The following is a 26,247-nucleotide window of genomic DNA, read 5'->3' as shown; positions in this document are numbered from 1 at the left end:
GTTAGTTAGTTTTAAAAAGTTCCAAATTTGTAAATTGAGCATCCCCGTTCTCAGCCCATATACCCCATGCATTATCATTAACTTCATAGAGACGGTTGGTAAAAGCAATCTGGTCATCCAAATAGCATACCACTACATCTTTATTGGTAGTCACTGTTAATTGGTGGGATCCAGCCTCTAGCGGAGCATCAATCCAATTGACCAGCGTTCGAGAAGTATCCGTAACCCAATAAGCTGCCATACGGCCATTTTCGGGCTCTAAGGTAAGTAGTAACCCTGAGCCTTCTTCGGCATTATATCCAAGCCATAATCCAGTTCTTGTATTGCCTTCCCAAGCTATATTCATCTTCAACAAGTTGGTAGATGAAATTTTCGAAAAGAAACATTCTGCTGTACCATTGGAAGCTTCCAGTGTCACCTCATTTGAGTTGCTGGTAACATTACCGTTGGTCTGTGTTACTGTCAACGAACTGGAGGTCGTAAAAAGACTTTCAATTCCTGAGGGTTGTTGTAAGGCTAATGTCCCATCATTGTTCTGATAGAGCTGATGGGTCACCATAGTACCTGCCCATTCCTTGGTACCCACATTAGTTTCAGGAGATCTTCTGGCTGACCATCCTATCAAATAGCGGTGTATACCATCAGAAACACTTTTAGCAGCATATAGATATCCACCATCCAAACGATCATGATCAGGAGTAATCCATGGTCCATAAGGACTATTAGCAATACGATACCGAGTAGCTGGAGTAGTACTCCAATTTTCAGAAAACAACAAGTACCAATAACTCCCCATCTGAAAAATGTCTGCACATTCCATCATCAAATAGTTTTCTTCAGGAGTTGTGGTATATATAGGACCACTTACTTCCCATTGCTGAGTTGCAGGATCTTCACATGTAAACAGTAGTACAACCGCTTTGCGCTCAGGGTCTGTTTGTGTAGATACCAACATCCAATATTTCCCAGCTTGTTCATTGTAGAATACATGTGGATCTCTAAAATCATAATCATAATACCCAACGGGTGCAGTCAATTTAAAATCAGAAATTTTAGTCCAATGTTCCAAATCAGTACTCGTAGCACATAGCACGCTTTCCCTAGGATTTTGTTGGATAAAAGATGAAATCTCATTGTGTCCTGTATAATAAAAATAATATAGACTTCCTACCTGAACCACTGAACCGGTTCCCACTGCAAAATCTGGCTCATCGGTCTCTCCGTAAGGAATCATTCTCCCATGATAATCATACTGAGTAAAATTAGTAGTTGTAAATTGATGAATATCGTGAAATCCTTCTCCAGAAGGCTTTGTTTTAGCGTCATGTAAGAAAAACAACCGAAACATTCCATCCGTATAATAAGGCATTACATCGCCTACATAGCCTTCTGTATAATAAGGATTTTCAGCCCCCATCCACTGTTCTGGAGGCAATGGATATATGGTAGGAATACTTCCTGAACTGTTCGTATATTCCGTATAGGAATCATCATCCTTACATCCGGTTAACATCAGCACTACGGCAAATCCTATTAGCAAGTGTAATTTCATTGGTTTTGTATTTAATTAGTTGCCAAATAGTTTAAACTATTGGCGGTTAAAATCTTAATATTATCGAGGTAGGCATTACTTTGGCTTGGATTCCCACTGCTATCTGCTTCATTATACCAATCATAAGCGCCAAATGAAATAATCATAGCATTGATATCCGTTGCTTCTGCAGGAAATTCAGCAATCAAAACGCGACCATCCAAATTATCATCCCACGCTTCACTAGCCAAATTAGTTCCTCCTGTTTGGTCTCGCCATCCTTGACCATCTCCATAGCCTCCCCAATCAGGTAAGAACCACCAAGCGGTATGGTTCAATCGGAATGTACCTCCTTCTAAGAAATTAGCTTTTCCATTAGCATAGGTTTGTAAACCTGAAAATACAGGATGCGTTTCATTGCCTACAAAGGATATTCCCCAATCGTTACTATCCACAAATCCTGCCGGAGGAAAGTCACCAAAAACATTGTTAGGACCATACCCTGAAGGAACAATATTTAGGGCTTCCACATACTGAGAGGCAAAAGTAGATAACAGTATGTTTCCACCATTGGTTAAATAATTTTGTAAACTCGAGGTTACGGTATTATTTAAGGCTTCCGAAGGCAAATTTGCTGCACTATCATAATGCCACCAAATCACATCTACCGCTTCTAAAGAAACCCCCGATGCAATATCGCTAAAGGATAGGTATTGAGCCTCATTGTATTGCTCAAACAACCAATCTTTAGCAGCAATTTCATCTGGATTTGTAAGTGCTCCCGCATTCGTTGCGGTTCCTAAAAATGCAATTACAGGTCCCTCTACTGGAGTAGTCACTACCGCTGTATACTCTTCACTGGTATTTCCTGAACTTACAGTATAGGTTACAGGAAGTGTAAAATCCAAGGTTGTTCCTGTGTTTGGCGTAATTGAGACTCCTTCAGAAAGTGTTATTTCAGGGGTTAATCCTGTTAAATCAGTTCCTTCATCAACTGTTAGGGTAATCATATGGCTATTGTAATTAATCACCGCTTCTTGACCATCAATGGAAAAACTAAGGATCGGATGTGCATTGGAAATAGCTACGGTATATTCCTTATAAATATTTCCATGAATTACTTGATAAGGTACCGAATTCGAAAAATCGACCGTTGCTCCTACTTCTGGACTTACACTAGCTCCTTGTGCTATGGTTACGATCGGCGTAAGCGCTGATACATTGGTGCCATACGGCAAAGTTGTCGTAATGGTATTATTTTGCTGATCAATGGTCGCCATTTTACCTTCAACTTCAAAGGCCGTAATGTCCACAGAAACGTCGGTGACAAAAGCGGTATCATCAAATGAATCTTTACAAGCCATGGGGAGCACGACCAACCCAATTCCCCCTAGGAGTCCTATGATATAGTTCACATATTTTTTCATCTTTATACTTTTTTAATTAATACCCATTGTTTTGTTGATACAATCCTTGACTGAAATTAATTTGGGCTAACGGAATTGGACAATACTCTTCTATATGAGCATCAAAATTTGCATCCGCATAATATGCTATTTTAGTTTTCTCACTAGCATAAAAAGCATTTAAGGTTGTTTCGGCAGTTCCCCATCGTACCAAATCAAAGAAACGACTCCCTTCCATAGCAAATTCCAATCTTCGTTCCCAACGCAATGCTTGACGTGCATACTCCTCAGTCCAAGTACAATTAACTCCATCCTGATACGTGCTTATCGCATTATTACTTGTATAGCCTCCCGTTAAGGTGGTACTACTTGCAGCTCTGGTGCGTACTTCATTGATCAAAGGTAATGCTTGAGCAGCTTGTCCTAATTCAATGTATGCCTCAGCACGCATCAATAATACATCAGCGTAACGAATGACAATACGGTTCTTTGAATTCCCATAAAAGGGGTCAATATTGACAAAACAATCACAATCAGGAGACACATTTTCTTTTAAAGAAGCATAATACCCATACGTATTGGGAGATCGGTTCCAGTTCTCCTCATAGATATAATCTTCATTGTATTTATATGGAAGGCCCGGTATGGCTACGGTATGATACAACCTAGGATCAACCGTGAAACTATTTAATTGATTGTAATCCAAATCGGTATCATTATAGGTGTCAAACATAGGCAAACCATCAGCACTTGTTTTATATGCATTGACTAAATTTTGGCTAGGTTTATGAAAATCACAACAGCCAACACCTTGAGGTACCGATAATACATCTCCATAATTTAAACGACCATACAGTGTGCCGTCGTTATCTGAATATTGAATTGCAAAAATTGATTCAGGTCCATTCTCATAACTTCCAGGAAGAAAATTATACGCAAAATCAGCTTCTAAACTATAGGTTCCCATAACTTGGTCGGTTGCATCCAATACTTTTTGCAAAGCTTCTTGATTGATATTAGCTATGTTATAATTATCGTCTTGTTCATAAGCCTGATATAATCTTGTCTTAGCCAAATAAGCATAAGCAGCAGCTTTATTGACTCTTCCTTGTTGTGATTGACTAACTGGCAAATGTGTTGCTGCATACTCAAAATTTGATGCAATGGCTTCCCATAACTCTTGATCAGACAAATCTGTATTCGAAACTTCACCATATTGTTCTATAGGCGTTTGTTCGGTCACATAAGGAACCTGTCGAAACAATATTTTAAGCATAAAATAAAAATGTCCACGTATAAAATACATTTCTCCCAAACGTGATTGTTTGGCACTATAATCTGCCTCATCTAATTGTTCCAAGGCGTTAATGGCTTTATTCGCTCTAGAGATCCCTACATAACAATTATACCAAAGTCCATCTAATTCAGAAAAGTCAGAACGAATATTACTCGAAATTTCATAAAAATGAAATGCCTGAATATCGTTGGTTCCGCTACCTCCCTTATACGCATCATCTGACCTTACATTTCCAAAAGGCCATAAACTAAAAGGACGGTCATAATGATCATTGCCTAATGCGGCATAGGTTGCTGTAACAAACCCATCAACATTCTCGGGAGTTACTAAATTCTCTTCTGACAATACACCTTTAGGTTCGGTCTCTAAAAAATCAGAACATCCAATTAATCCGCCAATCCATATCATGGCAATACCGTATTTTAATATTTTATTTTTCATCTGAGTTGCTTTTAATTAAAGTGATACGTTTAATCCGACTGTAAAAGTTAACGGTAAAGGATACCCGAATGCCGGGCTTTCTGGATCTACACCAGTAAAATTCTTTGCAGTAAGGGTCCAAAGATTCTGTACATTACCATAAAATCGCACTTTTTGAAATCCATAACGTTCCAAAAGAGTATCCGGTAAACTGTACCCTACTTGAATCATCCGTAATTTAAGGTAGCTCCCGTTTTCTACATAATACGTAGAGAATCGGGATTCTGCATTACTATCCACCGTCGTTAAAGCCGGGATATCTGAATTGGGATTAGAAGGCGACCAGGCATTCAATAAACGTGCACCCTTATTAGATCCTACGTCATCTACACTCCAAAAATCTGTTTGATATTTTGTTTGATTGATGACATCAACATCTCCTATTCCTTGCCAATACATGGTAAAATCAAAGTTCTTGAATCCTAAAGACATATTACATCCATAGGTAAAACCAGGATTTGGATTTCCAATCCAAGTACGATCCTCTGCATCAATCACACCATCTTCGTTTAAATCTTTGTATCGAATACGTCCTAAATCTTTTCCTTCCTGAACGGCCGAACCCTCAAGTTCCGCTTCACTACGAAACAGCCCATCTGCTACATATCCGTACATTGAATTAATTGGTCTTCCCAAAATGTTATCTTCAGCGCCATTCCCACCGTAGTTGTTTTTAACCTCTTCTGGTAAACTCGTAATTTTGTTCGCATTGGCAGAGAAATTTCCTGCAACTTCATAATGTAGGCCCCATTCCGTGTCATCACGGTATTGCAAGGCCAACTCGATACCTTTATTTTCCATAGAGGCCCCATTTACCCATCGGTCTCCTCCTTCCCCTATGACTCCTAAATAAGGAGGCAATACCAAAATATCTTTAGTCACTTTTTTATAAATATCAATGGAGCCCGAAAGACGTTGTTGTAATAATCCAAAATCCAACCCTATATTGGTTTGTGTTGTAGTTTCCCATTTCAAATCATCATTCCCTGTCTGTGTAGCAATAAACCCTGACGGCAGTAATCCACTACCAGCACCATTAAGGTCATAAGCCGTACCATAAGAGGTATTCCATGTAGGACTTCCTCCAGCATAATTTGCAAGGTATAATGAATAAACTGCTTCATTACTAATTTCCTGATTCCCCGTTTGTCCCCAACCGGCACGCAATTTTAAATCGGAGAAGAACCCTAGTGAATTCGTCGCAAAATCTTCTTGACTAATACGCCATCCAGCTGAAAGAGCGGGAAATAATCCAAAACGATTGTTCTTTCCAAATCGAGAAGATCCATCATAGCGTAAAGTAGCAGAAGCCAAATACTTGCTATTGAAATCATAACTAATTTTACCAAAATAAGAGAGTAAACTATACGAAGTTGCAGATCCTCCATTATAGGCATCACCAGTACCCGCATCAGGATACATATAATCAGGATCTTCTAACAAAAAGTCTTCTTTACGCAACCACGTATTTTGATAATCTTCTTTGTACATTTCAGTACCCACTAAAAAATCAAAAATATGTTTCTTCCATTCCAAATGATATTGTGCCGTATTGGTCCAAGTCCACTTAGTGGTTTCTGATTGATCTATATTCACTGCATTTTGATCATTTTGTAAGTACCCAGAGACATAGCTAAGTTGTAATGTACGCTTGTAATAATTACTTAAATCAATACCAAAACTACTACGCACTTGCAATCCTTTTAAAGGTGTCAATTCAGCATACATATTTCCAAAAAGGCGCATGTATTTATAGCCATTATTTTTGTTATATTCTAGTACCCTCACAGGATTCTGACGATCATTCATGCCCCCTACCGGTCCACCCCATCCTTGACCGTCCACAGTATGCACAGGAATAATAGGTAACGCTCGTAAAGCAGGATCTAACACGCCAGGATCAGTAACTTCATTGGTGCGATTCAGTGTAAAATTTTCTCCAATTTTTAAAGCTCCATCCCAAAACTTATAAGAAGTATTCATCCGAGCTGATAGACGTTTAAAGGACGTGGTTTTTACAATCCCTTGATTATCATAATACCCTAAAGAAAACAGATAAGCCCCTTTGTCAGTTCCATTACTAACATTAAAATCTAATGAATTCGCCTGTCCTAGCTGAGAAATTTCATCATACCAATTCGTATTCGAAGCTTTAAGGGTTTGAGCATCATCCAAATATTCCGGAACTAAAACGTTATATAAAGTGGGTGTTCCATCTACCACCCCCCAATTAAATTGGTAACTTAGATTGTTTGCATTGGGATCCAACCCATCATTTACATTGGCTTGCCATAATACTTGACCATATTCATATGCATTTAAAACATCCAAACGATTGGCATAATCTGAAAATGTAGTATAATAATTTACATTCATTCGTACCTTTCCTTTTTTCCCTTGTTTGGTTGTAATGATGATGACTCCATTGGAAGCTCGTGAACCATAGATACTGGCCGAAGCCGCATCCTTTAATACTTGAATCGAAGCAATGTCATTTGGATTGAGTTCATGCATTCCCGCTTTGGTTGGAACCCCATCAATTACATATAAGGGGTCCGTATTATTCAATGTTCCTACCCCCCGAATATTGATGGACGTATTGGAACCACTAGGAGATCCATCTGAGGTAATAGAAACCCCAGCTAATCGTCCCTGCAAAGCTTTGATTGGATTGGGCTCACTTTGCTTGCTCATTTCTTCTACATCTACTACGGCAACAGCACCGGTAATATCAGCTTTCTTTTGAGTAGAATAGCCCACAACAATCACTTCTTCAAGTTCATTGTTATCTACTTTTAAGGCCACATCAATGTTCGATTGTCCCATGAAAGGAATTTCTTGCGTACGAAATCCTACAAAACTATACACCAAGGTATCGTTGGGCTGGACTCCTGTAATAGAGTACATCCCGTCAAAATCTGTAGTAGTCCCATTTGAGGTTCCTTTTACTTGTATGGAAGCACCAGGCATCGGAAAGCCATCTTCAGCTGAGGTAATAGTTCCTGTAACTTCCTGCTGTTGCGCATTACACCAAGTGAAACCCACCAGGCATAATAACACTGTTAAAACTTTTTGTATCATCGTGTTTACAATTTTAATTGGTTAATGATTACATGCTGTAGTGTATACTCTTGAGTACTTTGAAGTGCATTGAATTGTGTTAGGGGGAATTTTGGGAAAAATATATCAGTGATAACCGTAGCTCCTTGGTCACAAAATAGTTCTATTGAAGTGCGGTCTAAAAGTATATCAAAGGTGATCGTATTGGAATTACTAATTCGCGGAGCTTTGGTTATGTGAGCAGCAAAGTCTGGGTGAAAATCGGAACGTGCCATATGAGATCTATCCAAAAAAAACTCATTTTTCACACCATCATAGCCAAAATATAAGGTATCCACCTTCGAGGTTAACGAAAAGGTGTAACGTTGCTCTTTTGCATCTCTAATGGAAAATGAAATCATGGATTGATCTAAGGAAACTAATTTATTTGTCACGATTTTTTGATCCGCAGATACGACAACAGTTTCTCTTTTTTTCACAGGAACTAATTGTTTCGCTAATTCATGTACCGGTACCGTATATAACCTATAGGTATCTCCATGTTTTTGTAAGGTCAACTCCCTAGGAATTGTCATAGCACTTCGCCAAGTTTCTGTGGGAACTTCTTGAGCATATTGCCAATTGCTCATCCATCCTATATAAATACGTCGTCCATCATTTTTAGGTACATTAGACCAACTAACTCCTGCATAATTATCCCTTCCAAAATCTAACCAATAAAGATGTTTAGCTGGTAAATTTTGCATTGTTTTGACAGGAGTAAACTGTTCTCCATCAAAATCTCCCACAAAATACTGTGTACCTGAACCTCCATTATAAGCTCCTGGATTCAGGCTTTGTAAAAGCACCCATTTGGTTTGTGTAGTACCCTCCACTTCTAGGGGAAAGAAATCTGGACATTCCCACACGCCATCATGTGCTCCTAAACCTAGACCAAATTCTGATGTTTTTTTCCAATCCAATAAATCAGGAGAAGTATAAAAATACACTCGATCCTTAACAGCCAGGACCATTATCCATTGTTGATGTTGTTCATCCCATTGTAATTTAGGGTCTCTAAAATCTTTAATCCCAGGATTATCTAATACCGGATTATGCGCATATTTACTCCATGTCTTTCCAGCATCCAAGCTATAAGCTATTCCTTGAGTTTGAAAATTATCACGTCCTTCTCGCTCTTTAATGGGATCGTGATACGTAAACATGGCTACCACCGCTGGATGGTCTTTAGTTCCCAATCCTGAAGTATTATTTACGTCCACCACTGCACTTCCAGAAAAAATATACCCTAAACTATCTGGAGCTAAGGCTATAGGATGTTCTTTCCAATGCAAAAAATCCTTGGTAGTTGCATGTCCCCAATGCATAGGTCCCCATACATTTCCTTCTGGATAATGTTGAAAGAACAAATGATAGGTACCGTTTAAATAAAACATTCCATTAGGGTCATTCATCCAATGTTTTTTAGGCGTAAAATGAAAGTTCGATCGATAATCAGTATCCGAAAGCTCTTTTTGGCTCTGAGTATGTATGGCCTTAGGTGCTTTAGACTGTGCTTGACAAGCCCCAGTGCATAATACCGAAAGCAATAGTAATCCCGAGAACGTTATAGTTGATTTCATAAATAGTTTATATAATTTATTGATTATTAATAATTACTTTTTTTTTTATCATAGTCCGTTTTCCTGGAGCTAGTTCTTCACTGAGATCCTCCAATGATTTTCCTTTCGTTTCCGGCATCATAAAAATGGCAAAGAATAATTGAAGTACCATCATGATCGCGAAAAATCCAAAGACCATCGCGGGTCCTACAGTACTGAACAGGAGAGGAATTAACGAAGGAATAATGGCAGCCAATACCCAATGCGTCGAACTCCCAAAAGCTTGTCCAGAAGCTCGTAAATGATTCGGAAAAATTTCTGAAATGAATACCCAAATAATAGCCCCTTGCCCGATGGCATGTGAAGCAATAAATAAAAATAGAAAAATGGGTACCCAGAGTCCTCCCCAATGGTAAAGAAATGCCATGGAGACCAAACTCAATGATATAATATATCCAATAGATCCTATAATGAGTAACTGCTTACGTCCAGCTTTATCAATAAGATACACTCCCAACATCGTGAAGATTAGATTAACCAAACCCACACCAATACTACTTAACAATGAGGTGCTTTCCCCTAATCCAGCCGTTTCAAAAATACGAGGAGCATAATATAACAAAGCATTAATTCCGCTGAGTTGATTGAAAAAAGCTATTAAAAAAGCTAACAGTAAAGGAAAACGATATTTTTTATAAAAAATCGATTCTTTAATATCATAGCCATCGTTTTTCGTTTGCATATAAAGCATCCGTTTTTCTATTTCATCTTCCTGCAAATAAGATCCCAATACTTTCCTTGCTTCCTGCAATCGCGCCTTAGAGATCAACCAACGGGGACTTCTTGGAATTAAAAAAATGAACAAACAATATAGAAGCGCTGGAACAGCTTCAATACCAACCATCCATCTCCAAGGTTCGGAACCTACATTTCGCAGTAAATAATTGGATAAAAAAGCTATTAAAATACCTAGTACAATATTGAATTGATATAAAGAGACTAAAAATCCTCTCTTTTCAGGGGGGGCAATTTCGGAAACATAGGCAGGTGCCGCAATCGTTGAAGCCCCTACTCCTAGCCCTCCAATAAATCTAAAAAAAGCAAATATATATGGATCTGTGGCCAATCCAGATCCTAAGGCTGAAACTAGGTATAAAATTCCAATAATTAACAACGTATTTTTACGGCCCCATCGATTGGTTGGGTAACTTCCCGTTAAGGCACCAAGTACGGTTCCCCAAAGTGCCATTCCCATAACCACCATACCATGAAAGGTATCAGAAGTATTCCACAATTCTTGTAGTTGTTGATCGGCACCTGAAATAACAACCGTATCAAAACCAAATAAGAATCCTGCTAAAGCGGCACTCACAGACCATGCATATAATTTATTCATTAATGATTGATTTAAAAATTCATATGCAATATATCCTTAAAAAAACAACCTCTTTATTGAGAATGTTTCAATTAAATACGGAAATGTTAAGCATCTCTTAATTTACATATAAAACATTGAAAATCAATAAAATAAGAATAAAATATCAAATAAACGAAAACGTTATAGTTATAGTTGTGTAACATTACTTATAATATTGTTACATGAATAAATCAGGAAGACCTAGCGTTTGTTTGGAATTCTCTAGGACTCATTCCAAATTTTGCTTTAAATGTTGTAGAAAAGTAATTGGGAGAAGAAAATCCAAGCTTATAAGCAATTTCTGAAATATTCATTTTTCCCTCATTTAAAAGTTTCTTTGCACGCTCCATTTTCATATAGTTCATATGATCGCTAATACTATGCCCTAATATAGCTTTTACTTTTCGATATAATTGTACACGAGAAATATGTAATTTTTCCGCCAGCATTTCCACGGTAAATTCTGGATTGTCAAAGTTTATTTCTATTATTTGGTTCAAGTGCAATAAAAACTCTTGTTCTTGGCTCCCGAATTCACGCGTTCCTTCCTCGATTCTATGTAGATTATGTGTAAAATAATAGCGTAGTTTTTCTCGATTGTACAAAACCGTTGCTAAAGATTGCTTGAGAATGGAAAGATTAAAAGGTTTGGTCAAGTACATGTCGACTCCTGCTTGCAGCCCTTTGAGTATAAATTCGGTACTTGAAAAGGCAGATAATATAATAATAGGTATATGGGAAGTACGTAGGTCTTGTTTGATTGCTGCACTTATTTCAAAACCATCTCGTTCAGGTAAATTGACATCACATAGAATCATATCAGGAATCAATTCCATGGCACGTTGCTCAGCATTCGTCCCATTACAACTATAGATATCAAATTCATCCCGTAACTGTTTTTCTAAGAAAATAACAATATCCAAATGATCCTCTATAATTAATAATCGATACCGTTCGGATCCTGTATCCTTTTGATTCGAAATTGGATATGGCTTTATAGTCGCTTCTAATTCTGTGTCCTTAGTTTCCCATATATCTAATGCCCTTGTAGATTCTTTAGAAACGGCTTCACTTAAAGACAATTGAGCACTTCCATCTGGAAAGTAAAGACTAAATTCCGTTCCATGCTTACAATTGACTTCTATAGAGCCTTTGTGTAGCTTCATATAATAAGAAACCAAATGTAATCCTATACCGGAACTATTTAATGTATTATTAGAGGCTTGAAAGAAGGGTTGAAAAATAGTTTCTAATTCCTCTTCTGGAATGCCTATTCCAGTATCTTTAAATTGTAACACTAATTCAGATGCATTGGATTTATAAACTGCAATAGTTATAGTTCCATTATTAGGTGTAAATTTAAAGGCATTAGACAACATATTGAAATAAATTTTATCTAAATAGTCTCGATCTGCATGTAGATATACCGCTTCATAATCACATATAAACTTGAATGTAATATTTCGTTTGATGGCCTCCTGTTTGAAAAATTTCATGATTCTATTTGTGAATTCAACCAATTCAATACGGGCTACCTGCAATTGTATGGATCGTTCTTCAATTTTCCGGAAATCTAAAAGTTGATTCATTAAACGTAATAATCGGTTGGAATTAAAATAAATTTGGCGTATATCTCCAACGATTTCCATTCCTTTAAATTTTGAATTTTGCATTAAGGCTTCGGTATATCCAATAATAAGTGTCAAAGGTGTTTTAAATTCATGTGACATGCCTGTAAAGAAATTAGCCATAGCCTCATGGGACTGCTGTAATTGTTCCGTTACGGATTCTAACCGCTCCTTTTGTTCTAAAACCATTTGATTGGTACTTTCCAATTCCCTTTTTTTCTTTTTAATAAAAAGTGTGGAATAAATACTATACCCAGCTAGTCCAACAGCTAAAAGAAATAACACTGTAACGAGTTTTAGCAGTGTATTCTGAGATGTATATTTTGCTTCTTGTTGTTGTATGGCTTGTTGCTGAGAATCCATGATAGCTTGCTGCTGATCAATTTTGTTCATTTGATTTTCCATCAATTCAGCATTCATTTTATTAATCACAATCGTATTTAGTATATAATTCCTAGCAAACGACTTCCCTTGAACAATTTCCAATGCCAATTTTAACGCTTCATTCCCACCTGTCGGATATAACACTGTTGCTTCTAATTTTCCTTTTTTAACCAGTTGAATTCCTCCATTTGGAGTATTGAGACCATCCACTCCAACAAACTTAATTTGGTGTTCTAATCCCATTGATTGAGCAACTTCCCATGCTCCTTGTGCCATTCGATCATTGTGAGCAAATACATATTCAATATCGGTTCGCTCGGAAAATAATTTTCTTAATGGAGTTTTTACAGAAGTTTTTTCCCAATCGCCATGGATCGTAGCAACTATAGAAATCGCAGGATATTTTCGTAAACCTTGCGCAAAGCCCAAAGCTCGTTCATATGCCGGAGAAGACTCTTCAAGACCTGTAATTTCAATTACTTTTCCAGATCCTGTACTATTTGCCGCAATATAATTAGCTGCCGTTCTTCCAACCTCAATGTTGTCGGCACCAAGAAATGCAGAAAATGATTCTCCTTGAATTTTCCTGTCTACTATTAGTACGGGAATACCATGCTCATAAGCCTTTTGAACCACTGAAGTTATGGGCTCAGAAGCTATCGGAGAAACGATTAATACATCAGGATTCGTTTTAATAAGATTCCCTATATCTTTAACCTGCTGATTTACATCGTTTTGAGCATCACGAATATCTAAAGCTACTTCAGGATGTAAAGCCGCTTCAATACGCATGGACTTATTCATTTGTTGTCGCCATTCATCCGTAGTCATAGCCTGTGAAAAACCAATATGAATTGTTCTATCATCAGCTGATTGAGTAGTATTCTTACAACCTATAAACAAAATCATACAGCCCCATATCAAGCCATATATCCAAACATATGATCTTTGTAAATTCCCCATAATTCAAGTCTCTATAAATGCAAAGTAATGAATAAAACGGCAAGGTGATATGAATTTTATTATCTTTTAAAAGTGTTTAAAACACATTTTCAAATAATCTTCTCTATCGAGATTACAACCATTCCATAGTTTTTTTATATGAGAGAATAACGTTATACACTAGTAGATAACAAGTAAATAGCTTTGTTTGTTTCAATTCAATTCAATACTAATACTTAATAACTAAACCCTGATACCCATTAATTCACTAACCTCCAATTTGATTTGTTCACGAGTCCCCACAACGGTTTTATGTAACATCAATATCCCTCAACTTTCCATTTTTGCCCCGGCTGGATTCAAAACGTCAAAGCCCTCTGAATTCCTTCGTTAGCATTATTTCAATATGCATGTATGATTCGGTGAACTCATTCTGAATACCCATTCACCTTTTTGGAAAGTAAAAGAAACAGCTCTTACAGCAATCTAGTTGCCTGAGGTTGTATAGATATAGGAAATTATTTTTGAACAGATTACAAAAAATAGCCCTTCATTATGAAGGACTTAAAATAGAAATTCAATATATCTTTTACGTGAACACTATAATGTTTCACCAAGTTATTTAGGAAGTTTATTGAGAGTGCCGACAGGACAAAGCGATTAGTTTAAAAAAACGGCTTCAAGTTGAATACCTAAAGCCGTTCTTCTTTATTTTCAATAAGTTTAATCTTTGCATTAAGCAACATGGATAAAATCAGCTCTCTGGTGCTATGTTCCATGGCTTGACAAAGTCTTATTTATAATTCTTCATTAACCGTTGCATATCATGGCTAAGTTTGGTATCCAACACTCGAGCATAGGTCTGTGTGGTAGCCATTTTGGAATGCCCCAACAATTTCGACACCGTTTCCATAGGAATCCCCTTCGATAAGGTTACTGTAGTTGCAAAGGTATGCCGTGCCACATGAAAAGACACCTCTTTTTTAATCTTACAAGCTCTTATAATCTCTTTCAGATACTTATTTGTCTTTTGATTGCTGTACACCGGCAAAACCTTATCCGTTTCCTTCCAATGTACTTTTTGTTGCTTGTATTTTTTTAGAATCTCTTTGGCAGGTGGCAACAAAGGTATACGTATCGATTTCTTAGTTTTGGTACGCTTTCTTTGAATCCAAACATTTCCATCAATTCCTTTGACAAGTTGGTTATAGGATAAATCTTTGACATCTACATACGCCAATCCTGTATAACAACAAAAAAGAAACACGTCTTTTACTTTTTCTAACGTTTGGCGTTCAAATTCCTTTCGCTCCAGTTTCCGCAATTCTTTTTCAGTTAAAAAACTACGGTCGTACTCCTCAAATTTCATTTTGTACTGATCAAAAGGATTTCGCAGCATCCATTCCAATTTAATGGCTAGATTGAGCATTTTCTTTAAACGCTCCATATGTTTCATCACCCCATTGTTGGTAATTGCTTGTCTAGTTGCCGGATTCGAACCTCTTAAGAATCGTTCAAATTCGATAATAAATTTAAAATTTACACGCTTTAGTTCCAGATCTTGAACCTCCAATCGCTCCTGTAGGTATTTTCGAATGTAGACCTCGGTGGTTCTATAGTTTTTCATGGTACCCGGTTTCAATACCGCCACCATCTCCTTATTATGATATTCTACAATATTCAATAAGGTCTTCTCATCCGGGTTTTCCCCTAAATACAAGGCTTTCAAGCGCGCTGCGGTCACTTCACCTGTACCCATTTGCAGTTCTGTATAACATGCAAATAACTTCGATTTTACCCGATCGAGGTACAGATTAATCTCCTTACTCTTGTTTGTTTTTCCTTTGACGCAGTTATTCACAGGATCCCATGAATCTATTGGAATAAAACGTTTAAGACTGATTTCGATGCGTTTACTCGCTACTGTCACCCTTGCATAGATAGGTGCGTCGTCGTTCCTTTTTTTGGATTTGTTAATCCAAAACAGAATTGTAAATGTTTTGAAAGTTTGCATATGCTTCCGTTTTAAAAGTTAATGAAACGAAAGTCAAATCAAGGTAAACCAACGGGTTACAAGACTAAGGTAAGTAAAAATTAGGTAACCGAATAGGTAACCGTATAGGTCGCTTTACCCCCCTATTTTGATATGATATCAAAAAAAAGAGGTTGATATCAAATTTTATTAAAATATTGAATATCAATCTCTTATACCTTCAAGTAACATCAAAAAATATTACTTTGTCGGGGTGGCAGGATTCGAACCTGCGACCTCCTGCTCCCAAAGCAGGCGCGATAACCGGGCTACGCTACACCCCGCAGAAAAACATAAATGTTTTTGCATTAGCGGGTGCAAATATAAGCATAGGTTTGAAACATGCAACAGTTTTTTTAAAAATTTATTTTCTTCATGTTTCATTTCGATTTCAAAACATCACAATATCTATTTCATTACCAAAGAATTAAATTGAATTAGACATATATAAACTCTTTTACAATGAAAAGGTTGTAGTATTAATTCTTAGTTAAAGACGTTAGTCTATACTTCAAAACGAAACATTATTTCGATTTTTGCAAAATGATGCAATCCACTACCAAATCTAAATCTATTGTAAGTACAGAAAACCACACTGTAATTTTACTTGTTCTAGGCACTCTTATAGCTCTTGGCCCCTTTTCTATTGATATGTATTTACAAGCATTTCAAAGTATTGCCGATGATTTTCATACAACCAAACATGCTGTAGAACTTTCACTAACTAGTTATTTTATAGGTATTTCTTTGGGACAATTACTGTATGGTCCTGTGATGGACAAATATGGGAGGCGAGTTCCTCAACTTATAGGACTCGTTATTTACATTGTTGCGGCGGTTGGTTGCTACTTTTCTCCTAACCTTATTTCATTGATTGTAGCGAGGTTTTTCTTGGCCTTGGGAGCTTCTGCCGGAATGGTTTCTTCAAAAGCAATTGTGAGAGACATTTTTGGAAACAGTATGGAAGTTGCCAGAGCCATGTCTTTCCTTATGCTTATCATGGGTGGCGCTCCAATAGTTGCGCCTTGGGTTGGCGGAATTGTTGTAAACCATTTTTCATGGGAAACTATTTTCTTGTTTTTGATCATATTTGCTATCATTATGCTCGTCAATGTGTATTTATTTCTTCCGGAAAGCAGTCAACCAAATCCAAAGATAAGTTTAGGGCTAGGAAGTGTTTCAAGAAAATATTTTGATATTTTTCGTCATCCTGAATTTTTCACCTTTTCTGTTGCCGGCGGATTAACCATTGGCGCTATGTTCGCCTACATTTCTGATGCGGCCGTATTGTTTCAAGATGTTTATCATATAGAAGATTTTGGTTATTTGGTAGGAATTAATGCTGCAGGACTCATTGCAGGAACACAGCTCAATAGATTTGTCATCAAAAGAATATCTGTTTTAGATCTTAGCGTACGTATTAGTTTTATTCTAATAGGAGTTTCGTTATTGTTATTGATCAATACGTTAACAATCAACAATTTTTACGTAACGTTCATCACATTATTTTTCATGATGCTTTTCCTTGGGTTTCAAAATCCAAATTGTACCACTTTATCTTTAAACGCTTTTTCTAAAAGAGCCGGTAGAGCATCTGCCCTTGTGGGAAGTATCAAAATGATATCGGGTGCTTTGGTTTCATTTATCATAAGTAGTTTGCAACTAAAGTCTGCCGTACCTCTAGCTGCCATCTGTTTTGTTCTTTACATCATTAGCGCTCTGTTGTTTGTAAGGTATAATAAGAAAGTAAAAAATTATAAAAGCGGATTGTAGATAAAATTAAACGCATGAACCCTCTTTAATAAGTGCTAATTTATATTTTTGTAGCAATTTTAATCAAGGTTGTTACAAAATGCTAATTATAGGACTTGCCGGAGGAACAGGATGTGGTAAAACCACGGTAGTAAACCAAATTATTAATGAACTACCAGATGATGAAGTAGGCGTTATTTCGCAAGATTCATATTATCAAGATACGTCGCATCTTTCTTATGAAGAGCGTACCAAAATTAATTTTGATCATCCTAGAGCTATTGATTTTGATTTACTTGGAAAACACCTAATGGCGTTAAAAAATGGCGAAAGCGTAGAACAACCAGTTTATTCTTTTGTAAAACACAATCGAACAAAGGACACCATACTTACCCATCCAAGAAAAGTGATGATTGTAGAAGGTATTTTGATTCTTACCCATCCTGAAATTAGAGATATGTTTGACATCAAAATCTTTGTTCATGCCGATTCTGATGAACGTTTAATTAGACGATTGAAAAGAGACATCTCTGAAAGAGGTAGAGATATTGATGAGGTTTTAAACAGGTATCAAACCACATTAAAACCAATGCATCAACAATTTATTGAACCTACAAAAGAATATGCAGACATCATTATTCCAAACAATAAATACAATACCGTTGCCGTAAATATAGTACGTACAATTATAAACGAACGACTTTTATAATTCATGCTAAAAAAACTCCGTCAAAATAAATGGTTCAAAATTTTTGGTAACATCTACATATTGGTGCTTACCTTTTTTGTGGTATGGATGTTTTTTTTTGATGCCAATAACTGGTGGTTTACGCATAGTGAATTGAATGATGAAATAGACAAACTAGAAAAACAACAAGAGCATCTTCGCGGTGAAATAGAGCACGATAAAGCTCTCATAAGGCAACTTCAAGACAAAGATTCCTTGGAAAAATATGCAAGAGAACGCTATTACTTTAAAAAAGAGGACGAAGAAATTTACTTGATAGAGTTTGATACTTTAAAAAACGAGTAATCTGAAAGTTCTGTATTCATTTCTTCTTTACTACTGAAAAGTAATTATATTTGGTGGCCGAATAATTTCGGGATGTAGCTTAGCCCGGTTAAAGTGCGCGTCTGGGGGGCGCGAGATCGCTGGTTCGAATCCAGTCATCCCGACTTAAAAGTTATAAAAAAGCAATTCTATTTCTGAATTGCTTTTTTATTTGAGTTATATCTATTTTTTCAACATAATCTCCCCAAGAATTTTTAACTTCTCAGAAGCTGCCATTCCGTTTGGGTTACAACCAAGTTTACCTTCGGGAACTTCCATCCCTAAATCTTTATAAAAATCTATCCACGATTGGTTAAATTCTCCAGTATTTGGATTCTTAAACGTCATAGGATTCAATTTAAAAATACTATCTTTTTCAAAGGCTCTATAAACAAAACCTGAGCAATAATAGCTATCATCGTTCATTACATAACTATAATTATACGGTTTTCCAAGCATGCCTTTTGCCTTTTCTATAGCAGTTGGAATTGATTGTTGATATTCAGATTTTAATCGATACGCTACAACTTTTCTTGGTTTGTAAATACTGTCTTCTTTTGGGTATATAAACTCTTTTAAAGTAATTTTACAAGAACCTCCTTCTGGCTCTGCATGCAAAACAAAAATACTGTCGCCAACTTTTTCAACCATTCCTACGTGAGAAAAATGAGTTGCTTTATCTGTTTGAGTCACCGCGTCTATAGCTTTGGACAAACTACTTTCTGCACTTTCTCTAAATAATATATCGCCACTTTTTAAATCTATATCTTGCCCTTGTACTGCCATTGATGCCAATATAACACCCAAAAAGAACATTATTTTTTTTGCCATATCTTTTATGAATTTCCAACATCAAAGATAGTATAAACGAAAAAATCCTCCTTGACGAGAGGAGGATTTTCAGCTTGAATGAATCAATACTAAATCTAAAAACAAATATTAAACTATATGATAATGGTTGGTTATCCTTTTTTATAATGCACTTCTGAAAGGTCTCGCAACATTTGTGCGCTTTTTTCAGGAGAAATATCTCGTTGTGCTTCGGCCATCATTTCATACCCTACCATAAATTTCTTCACAGTGGAAGACCTTAATAATGGTGGATAAAAGTGCATATGAAAATGCCACTCAGGATGCTCTTCTCCATCTGTTGGAGTTTGATGCATTCCTGAAGAATATGGAAATGACGTTTCAAACAAATTATCGTAGCGCACGGTAATTCCTTTCAAAATGGCTGCGAATGCTTTACGTTCTTCAGCAGTCATTTGCGAAATATTTCCGAAATGTCTTTTACTAATGATCAATACTTCAAAAGGCCAAATAGCCCAAAATGGTACTACTACAGCAAAATGATCGTTCTCTATGACTACACGATCTTTACGCTTCAATTCTTCCTGAAGGTAATCAGCTAATAAGCTGGTTCCGTTCTTCTGATAGTACGCCTTTAAATTGTTCTGCGTTTTTTCTACCAAAGTTGGTAACGATGATTGTGACCAAATTTGTCCGTGTGGGTGTGGATTACTACATCCCATCACAGCTCCTTTGTTTTCAAAAATCTGAACATGTTTGATGAAATCTCTACTACCTAAATCTAGGTATTGCTCTTTCCACGCATCTACCACTTTTTCTATGGCTTCTACTTCCATTTCCGGGATAGTCAAATCATGACGTGGTGAAAAACAAATTACTCGGTTGATTCCTTTTTCAGGTTTTAATTGAAATAATGGATTTTCATCAATTGGAGTTTCAACATCTAAGGTTAATAAAGATGGAAAATCGTTATCAAAAACATACACATCTTTATAATCTGGATTCTGAACCCCATTTGAACGTGTATTTCCTGCACATAAATAACAATTAGGGTCGTGTTTTGGTCTGTCTTCTACCACAGCACTTTCCTTTTGGCCTTGCCAAGGACGTTTAGCTCGGTGTGGAGAAACCAAAACCCATTCTCCTAAAAGTGGATTGAATCTTCTATGCGGATGTTCGTTATAATCAAATGCTTGCGTGCTCATCTTTGTATATTGTTGTTCCTTCTGAAATAGCTACTTTATAAGCTTCTAAATCAATATTATATTTTTCTTTGTAAGCAGCGCTTACTTTCTCTATGATGTTATCTACTGCTTCTTTTTTCACCAAGTTGATAGAACAACCTCCAAAGCCACCACCCATCATTCTAGAACCTATGACATTGGCATCGTTAGCTACCATATCCACTAGAAAATCAATTTCTTCACAGCTTACTTCATAATTTTGAGAAAGTCCTTGATGCGTTTCAAACATTAAAGCTCCCAATTTTTCGAAATCATGAGCTTCAATAGCCTTCACAGCATCTAAAACACGTTTGATTTCTTTCACTACAAAAAGACAACGTTTAAAATTAACCGGACCAAGTTCATTTTCAATAGCTGTAACCATATATTCTGTAACATCTCTAAACGATTTTACATCAGGATACGTTGTTTTTATTAATGCCAAGCCTTCTTCCACTTCTCTTCTACGGTCATTATAACCAGAAGTTAAATGGGTATGTTTTACTTTACTGTCTAACAGTAACAGCGCATATTCTTTAAAATCTGCTTTGTGATATTCGTACTTTAGGGTATTACAATCTAACAGAATTACATGATCTTCTTTCCCAAAAACACTGGCAAACTGATCCATAATTCCACAATTAACACCTACAAATGTGTGCTCTGCTTTTTGCCCTATCAAAGCAATTTCTTCTTTGCTCAACTCTAAGTTATACAACTTGCTCAAAGCAAATGCAAAACCACATTCTAAAGCTGCAGAAGAAGACAATCCTGCTCCCATTGGAACATCGCTACTAAAAACGATATGGAAACCAGACAATGGAGTCTTTTCTTTGATTTGATGTAAAACTCCAAAAAAGAAGTTTACCCACATTTTTTCATGTGGTTTTACCTCATCATTAATAGAGAAGGTTATGCTATCATTCAAATCTTTAGCTACAATAGTACATTCGTCTGACTCATGTGTTGTCATCGCAAAACAAACATACTTGTCTATCGCTGCCGGCAATACATAACCATCATTATAATCTACGTGTTCACCAATAATATTGATACGTCCCGGTGACATAAAAATATGTGCTGGTTGATTTTTAAAAGTTTCAGTAAAAGTTGCTTTTACCGAAGTGATTAGTTCGTTCTTCATATCTTTTAAAAGTAGCTAATGCTACTACATTTTATGTTTTCTAAAGATCTTGACAAAATTGAATTATTTCTGAAAAGTCAGTTATCAATTTCATAAATCATCAATTTAAACTACTATTCATCATTAAATACACTTAAAAAAGTAGATTAATTCATAATTCGTTACCAAAAGTAGAAAAAAAATCAATAAATTACATACCAGTACCAACCAGTTTTAGTATCTTAGCTACCAGTTATTTTTCTGAGTTAAAAATGAGAAAGTCATGAAGCTTATAAATATTGAAGAAAATAGTAGTGTTCCTAAATACAAGCAAATTATATTTTCCGTGGAAACAGCAATTGCTGAAAAACGTTTAAAAAAACGAGATAAACTACCTTCTATCAATAAAGTAGCTTTAGAATTCTCTTTAAGTAGAGATACTGTTTTACAAGCTTATGACGATCTTAAAAAACGTGGAATTATTATTGCCATGCCAGGGAAAGGCTATTACATAAAAAGCGAAGAATTTACTACTGAGCAGCGAATTTTTCTCTTATTTGATGAGCTCAACTCCTTTAAAGAAGATCTATACCACTCGTTCAAAGAAACCATGGGTACTTTTGCCAGAATAGATATTTTCTTTCATTATTTCAGTATAGATGTTTTCAAAAAATTGATCAATGAAAATAATGGTGATTACTCAAAATATGTAATTATGCCTACTATTTTGAAAGATGCACCTAAATACATTAAAAAACTTCCCAAAAACGATGTATACATTTTAGACCAAACAAATGATGAATTGAAAGAATACCCTTCAATCCATCAAAATTTTGTAAGTGATATTTACAGTGCTTTACTCACAGGAAAAGAAGCGTTAGATAAATACGAAAAGTTGGTAATGATCTTTCCAGATTTTAAACAGCCTCCAGGAATGCGTATTGGTTTTAACAAGTTTTGCAATGATTACCAATTACAACACGAAATTATACCTGATATAAAAGATTACACTTTGGAAAAAGGACAAGTATTTATCATTCCTGATGATCGCCATTTGGTCAACGTTATTGAAGAAGCCAACTCAAAAAACTTAGTAATAGGTACCGATATAGGAATTATTAGTTACAATGATACACACCTAAAAAAGGTTGTTGCTAATGGAATTACAACCATTTCTACCGATTTTACCGCCATGGGCACTATACTAGCAGAAATGGTTCTTGGACAACGAAAAGAACAAATAGCCAACAAAAGCAGGTTGATTCTAAGAGGTTCTTTATAATCCTAAACTTTTTTCAATTCCTAATTGCAACCCACGTAATTCAGCCAGACCTCGTAATCTTCCGATAGCCGAGTAGCCAGGATTGGTTTGCTTATTTAAATCATCAAGCATTTGGTGACCGTGATCTGGACGCATGGGTAAACGCACATCTACTCTCCCCTGTTCCTTTCGCTCTTTTTGTTCTAACAATAAAGCTTTCAAAACAGTATACATATCTACATCTCCATCTAAATGATCTGCTTCATAGAAATTTCCTGCTTCGTCTCTTTTAGTGGCTCTTAAATGAACAAAATTAATTCTATGTCCTAGTCGCTTCACCATTCCTTCCAAATCATTTTCTGCTTTTACTCCATAAGAACCTGTACAAAAGCACAATCCATTATACTTGCTATCCACAGCATTCAATAATTGTTGTGCATCAGCTTCGGTACTCACAATTCTTGGTAGTCCTAAAATTGGAAAAGGAGGATCATCTGGATGAATGGCCATGAGTACATTGTTCTCTTCCGCAACCGGAATAATTTCTTTTAGAAAATCATATAAGTTATTTCTTAAAATGCTATCATCAATTGTATCATAAGAAGATAAAATTTCTTGAAATTGCTCTAAAGAATAGCCTTCTTCAGCTCCTGGAAGTCCTGCTATAATATTGTTTACCAGCAAGTCTTTTTCATCTTGCGACATGGTAAGAAATCTTTCTCTAGCCTGATTTTGCTGCGCTTCTGAATAAGCTACCTCAGCATTTGGCCTTTTCAATAAAAACATTTCAAAAACCGCAAATTCAATTAAATCGAAACGCAAGGCTTTTGAACCATCTGCAACTTTGTAAGATAGATTGGTTCTTGTCCAGTCTAACACCGGCATGAAATTGTAACAAACCGTATCAATTCCGCATAATGCCAAATTCTGAATACTTTTTTTGTAATTCTCTATATAGTGCTGAAAATCTCCAGTTCTTCTTTTAATATCTTCATGAACAGGAATACTTTCTACCACAGACCACGATAAACCAGCCTTTTCTATAATTTGTTTCCTTTTTTGAATTTCTTCAACTGTCCAGATTTCACCATTAGGAATATGGTGCAATGCAGTAACAATACCTGTTGCACCTGTCATTTTTATATGTTCTAGCGAAACTGAATCCTTTGGTCCGTACCAACGCCAAGTTTGTTCTAATCCCATAACTAAACTCCATTAAAAGCTAAAAATCCACCATCAACCGGCACCGTGATTCCCGTTACAAAACGAGAAGCCGGATTACACAAATATAATAAAGTACTTACCAGATCTTCCGGATCTCCAAAGCGTTGCATGGGTGTATTATTCAAAATTTTATTACCACGAGAAGTTAAACTTCCGTCTTCATTGGTTAATAAAGTTCGATTTTGTTCCGTAAGAAAAAAGCCAGGAATAATGGCATTGACACGAATACCTTCTTTGGCAAAATATACGGCTAACCAATGCGTAAAGTTACTTATGGCGGCTTTGGCTCCACTATAAGCAGGAACTTTGGTTAAAGGCAAAGGCGCGCTCACAGAAGAAATATTTATAATATTGCAGTCTTTTTTGCCAATCATATCTTTTGCAAAAATTTGAGTAGGTAAAAAAGTCCCCATGTAGTTTAAACGGAAAACATGATCCATTCCATCTAAACTTAATCCAAAGAAATTTTGAATTCCATCTTCATCAGCATTAAAAACTTCATCGTGCGTTACACCAGAAGGATGATTTCCTCCTGCACCATTTAATAAGATATCTACAGATCCTAGCTTATCGTTTATAAGTTGATGAGCCGCTAACAAGCTTTCTTTGTTTACAACATCGGCACTCACGCCAAGAGCTACACCACCGTTGGCAATAATTTCTTCGGCTAGTTTCTCAGCTTTTTCTAAACTTCTACCTAAAATGGCAACTTTGGCCCCTTCTTTAGCTAAAGCTCTCGTAAGAGCACCACCCAAAACTCCGGTACCACCAGTAATTACCGCAACCTTATTTTTTAGTAACATTATTCTTCTTTTATATGAATATTATTTAAACGTAACTTCTAATGGAGAAGCAATAGATTTTGCTTTTTGATCAAGTATCAACTCCCAATCTTCCACAGTTTTTACTTGACCACTTTTTTGCCATGCAAATCCTGCATAGTATACTAATTTTTCGGTAGGTTTCGCTTTAATGTAGATTTGACTAGCATCAGGAACCTCTGAAACTATGGTGAAAGCAGAATCGATTTCTTTAGTTGGCATTACAATACCTTCTCCTACATAGGCATCATCAATTTTTTCCCAATAACGAACCCAACCATCTTCTACGTCTATTTTTGATTGACCTTCATTTTTGTGCATGGTTAAGCCTACAGTATAATTTGGTACTTCTTTAGCAGCTTTTAAACTGATTTCAAATTTTGAAAAGTTTGCTCCTAAATCTAAAGAAATTCGTTTGGTTTCTTGTACTTCATACGGACTCCAAGGATCGTAAGACAATTCAAAAACTGTACGTAATGGTCCTTCGGCTATGGTTTTATAATGCATAAAATTTTGCGAAACGATAAGCGAATCGTTTTCATAAATACCAATTCCACCAACACCTCGACTTCCACCAACATGATACGGATCGTAACCTTCGCCTTTGTCTCGATGATAGTACATAGGATCTGTTTGGTAGCCTTTGTACCAATCATTAATAACAGATCTACTCGTTCTTTTTAACCACAAATCTATTCCACTGGAAAGTGTACTTCCGGGAACGCCAGCCAACGCTTCTTTTTGTCCGGTTGGTCCATACGTTCTAAAAGCAATCTTATCATTTTCCCAAGTATAATCGTCTGTTCGTTCTGGAACAAACCTTGAATATGTAGTAAGCTTACTTTCCGGCTTTGCAATGGTGCTGTCTGCAACTAAAATGTACGTATTTACGTTTTTGGCTGCTATTTTAGCCATAAATAAAAATTCATCAGGACTTCCATCCAAATCTATATCTACCCATTGCGTTGGTAAATATGATGTTGAATCTGCATGTTTAATTCGTAAATTATCCGGTGAGGTGTTTTTTAAAATACCATCTAAATCTTCTATCGGAATTGAAACGACTTCCTCTCTATCAAAACTTAATTGATTTTCTATAGTGAGTTCTAAACTCCCTGATTTCTTTTCAGATTCAGTGCAACCGATTACATTAATTAAGCATACACATGAAAACAACCTAATACAATTTTTAAAAAACATGTGG

At 36.2% G+C, this 26,247-nt stretch carries 18 protein-coding genes and 2 tRNA genes; 5 read left to right on the top strand and 15 right to left on the bottom strand.

From position 1 onward, the window contains the following. Position 1: 1 nt before the first annotated feature. The 9 genes from BM383_RS11030 to BM383_RS10990 all read right to left on the bottom strand — a co-directional run bounded on the left by BM383_RS11030 (position 2) and on the right by BM383_RS10990 (position 16,062). Positions 2–1,552 (bottom strand): glycoside hydrolase family 32 protein, encoded by a 1,551-nt coding sequence (locus BM383_RS11030; protein WP_093025191.1) that lies wholly within the window; start codon positions 1,550–1,552, stop codon positions 2–4. A gap of 11 nt (positions 1,553–1,563) precedes the next feature. Beyond that, complete coding sequence (locus tag BM383_RS11025) at positions 1,564–2,958, bottom strand: DUF4960 domain-containing protein (protein WP_093025190.1); 1,395 nt, start codon at positions 2,956–2,958, stop codon at positions 1,564–1,566. 16 nt (positions 2,959–2,974) lie between these two features. Beyond that, positions 2,975–4,675 carry a RagB/SusD family nutrient uptake outer membrane protein gene (locus BM383_RS11020; protein WP_093025189.1) on the bottom strand — a complete coding sequence of 567 codons (1,701 nt, stop codon included), beginning with the start codon at positions 4,673–4,675 and terminating at the stop codon, positions 2,975–2,977. A gap of 15 nt (positions 4,676–4,690) precedes the next feature. Then, positions 4,691–7,795, bottom strand: coding sequence for a SusC/RagA family TonB-linked outer membrane protein (locus tag BM383_RS11015; RefSeq protein ID WP_093025188.1), 3,105 nt, complete (start codon positions 7,793–7,795; stop codon positions 4,691–4,693). A 5-nt stretch (positions 7,796–7,800) separates the two neighbouring features. Further along, a complete protein-coding gene (locus BM383_RS11010; protein WP_093025187.1) occupies positions 7,801–9,396 on the bottom strand; it encodes a glycoside hydrolase family 32 protein in 1,596 nt (531 codons plus the stop codon). Between the two features lie 16 nt (positions 9,397–9,412). Then, positions 9,413–10,771, bottom strand: a complete 1,359-nt coding sequence (locus BM383_RS11005; RefSeq protein WP_093025186.1) for a sugar porter family MFS transporter — start codon at positions 10,769–10,771, stop codon at positions 9,413–9,415. A gap of 212 nt (positions 10,772–10,983) precedes the next feature. After that, positions 10,984–13,767: a hybrid sensor histidine kinase/response regulator transcription factor gene (locus BM383_RS11000; RefSeq protein ID WP_093025185.1), complete on the bottom strand. Its 2,784-nt coding sequence runs from the start codon at positions 13,765–13,767 to the stop codon at positions 10,984–10,986. A gap of 772 nt (positions 13,768–14,539) precedes the next feature. Beyond that, positions 14,540–15,760: a site-specific integrase gene (locus BM383_RS10995; protein ID WP_093025184.1), complete on the bottom strand. Its 1,221-nt coding sequence runs from the start codon at positions 15,758–15,760 to the stop codon at positions 14,540–14,542. Between the two features lie 227 nt (positions 15,761–15,987). Continuing rightward, positions 15,988–16,062, bottom strand: a tRNA-Pro gene (locus tag BM383_RS10990). 262 nt (positions 16,063–16,324) lie between these two features. On the opposite strand from BM383_RS10990, the gene BM383_RS10985 reads away from it, so the two are divergent. From BM383_RS10985 to BM383_RS10970, 4 genes are all read left to right on the top strand, one after another. Then, entirely contained in the window at positions 16,325–17,551 is a 1,227-nt protein-coding gene (locus BM383_RS10985) for a multidrug effflux MFS transporter (protein ID WP_093025235.1), read from the top strand. A 79-nt stretch (positions 17,552–17,630) separates the two neighbouring features. Then, on the top strand, positions 17,631–18,239 hold the full coding sequence (udk, locus tag BM383_RS10980; RefSeq protein WP_093025183.1) for a uridine kinase: 609 nt from the start codon (positions 17,631–17,633) through the stop codon (positions 18,237–18,239). 3 nt (positions 18,240–18,242) lie between these two features. Then, positions 18,243–18,563, top strand: coding sequence for an FtsB family cell division protein (locus BM383_RS10975; RefSeq protein WP_093025182.1), 321 nt, complete (start codon positions 18,243–18,245; stop codon positions 18,561–18,563). A gap of 68 nt (positions 18,564–18,631) precedes the next feature. Next, positions 18,632–18,706, top strand: a tRNA-Pro gene (locus BM383_RS10970). 58 nt (positions 18,707–18,764) lie between these two features. On the opposite strand, the gene BM383_RS10965 is transcribed toward BM383_RS10970, so the two are convergent. From BM383_RS10965 to galK, 3 genes are all read right to left on the bottom strand, one after another. Next, complete coding sequence (locus BM383_RS10965) at positions 18,765–19,412, bottom strand: YiiX/YebB-like N1pC/P60 family cysteine hydrolase (RefSeq protein WP_177229106.1); 648 nt, start codon at positions 19,410–19,412, stop codon at positions 18,765–18,767. A gap of 131 nt (positions 19,413–19,543) precedes the next feature. Beyond that, positions 19,544–20,596, bottom strand: a complete 1,053-nt coding sequence (locus tag BM383_RS10960; protein WP_093025181.1) for a UDP-glucose--hexose-1-phosphate uridylyltransferase — start codon at positions 20,594–20,596, stop codon at positions 19,544–19,546. Beyond that, positions 20,577–21,758 (bottom strand): galactokinase, encoded by a 1,182-nt coding sequence (galK, locus tag BM383_RS10955; RefSeq protein WP_093025180.1) that lies wholly within the window; start codon positions 21,756–21,758, stop codon positions 20,577–20,579. Before galK ends, BM383_RS10960 begins: the two co-directional genes overlap by 20 nt. Before the next feature lie 262 nt (positions 21,759–22,020). Between galK and BM383_RS10950 the strand changes: the two genes are divergently transcribed. After that, positions 22,021–23,019, top strand: a complete 999-nt coding sequence (locus BM383_RS10950; RefSeq protein WP_093025179.1) for a GntR family transcriptional regulator — start codon at positions 22,021–22,023, stop codon at positions 23,017–23,019. On the opposite strand, the gene uxuA is transcribed toward BM383_RS10950, so the two are convergent. Genes uxuA through BM383_RS10935 form a run of 3 tightly spaced genes read right to left on the bottom strand, consistent with a single transcriptional unit; the run spans position 23,014 to position 26,243 of the window. Continuing rightward, entirely contained in the window at positions 23,014–24,201 is a 1,188-nt protein-coding gene (uxuA, locus tag BM383_RS10945) for a mannonate dehydratase (RefSeq protein WP_093025178.1), read from the bottom strand. The genes BM383_RS10950 and uxuA overlap by 6 nt on opposite strands. 2 nt (positions 24,202–24,203) lie before the next feature. Continuing rightward, positions 24,204–25,025, bottom strand: coding sequence for an SDR family oxidoreductase (locus tag BM383_RS10940; RefSeq protein WP_093025177.1), 822 nt, complete (start codon positions 25,023–25,025; stop codon positions 24,204–24,206). Positions 25,026–25,046: 21 nt separating this feature from the next. After that, entirely contained in the window at positions 25,047–26,243 is a 1,197-nt protein-coding gene (locus BM383_RS10935; RefSeq protein WP_093025176.1) for a DUF4861 family protein, read from the bottom strand. Positions 26,244–26,247: the final 4 nt, after the last annotated feature.

The sequence above is a fragment of the Pustulibacterium marinum genome (assembly GCF_900116665.1).
Lineage (GTDB): Bacteria > Bacteroidota > Bacteroidia > Flavobacteriales > Flavobacteriaceae > Pustulibacterium > Pustulibacterium marinum.
Note: the sequence above shows the minus strand (reverse complement) of the source record. Positions and strands in the feature narration are given on the sequence as shown.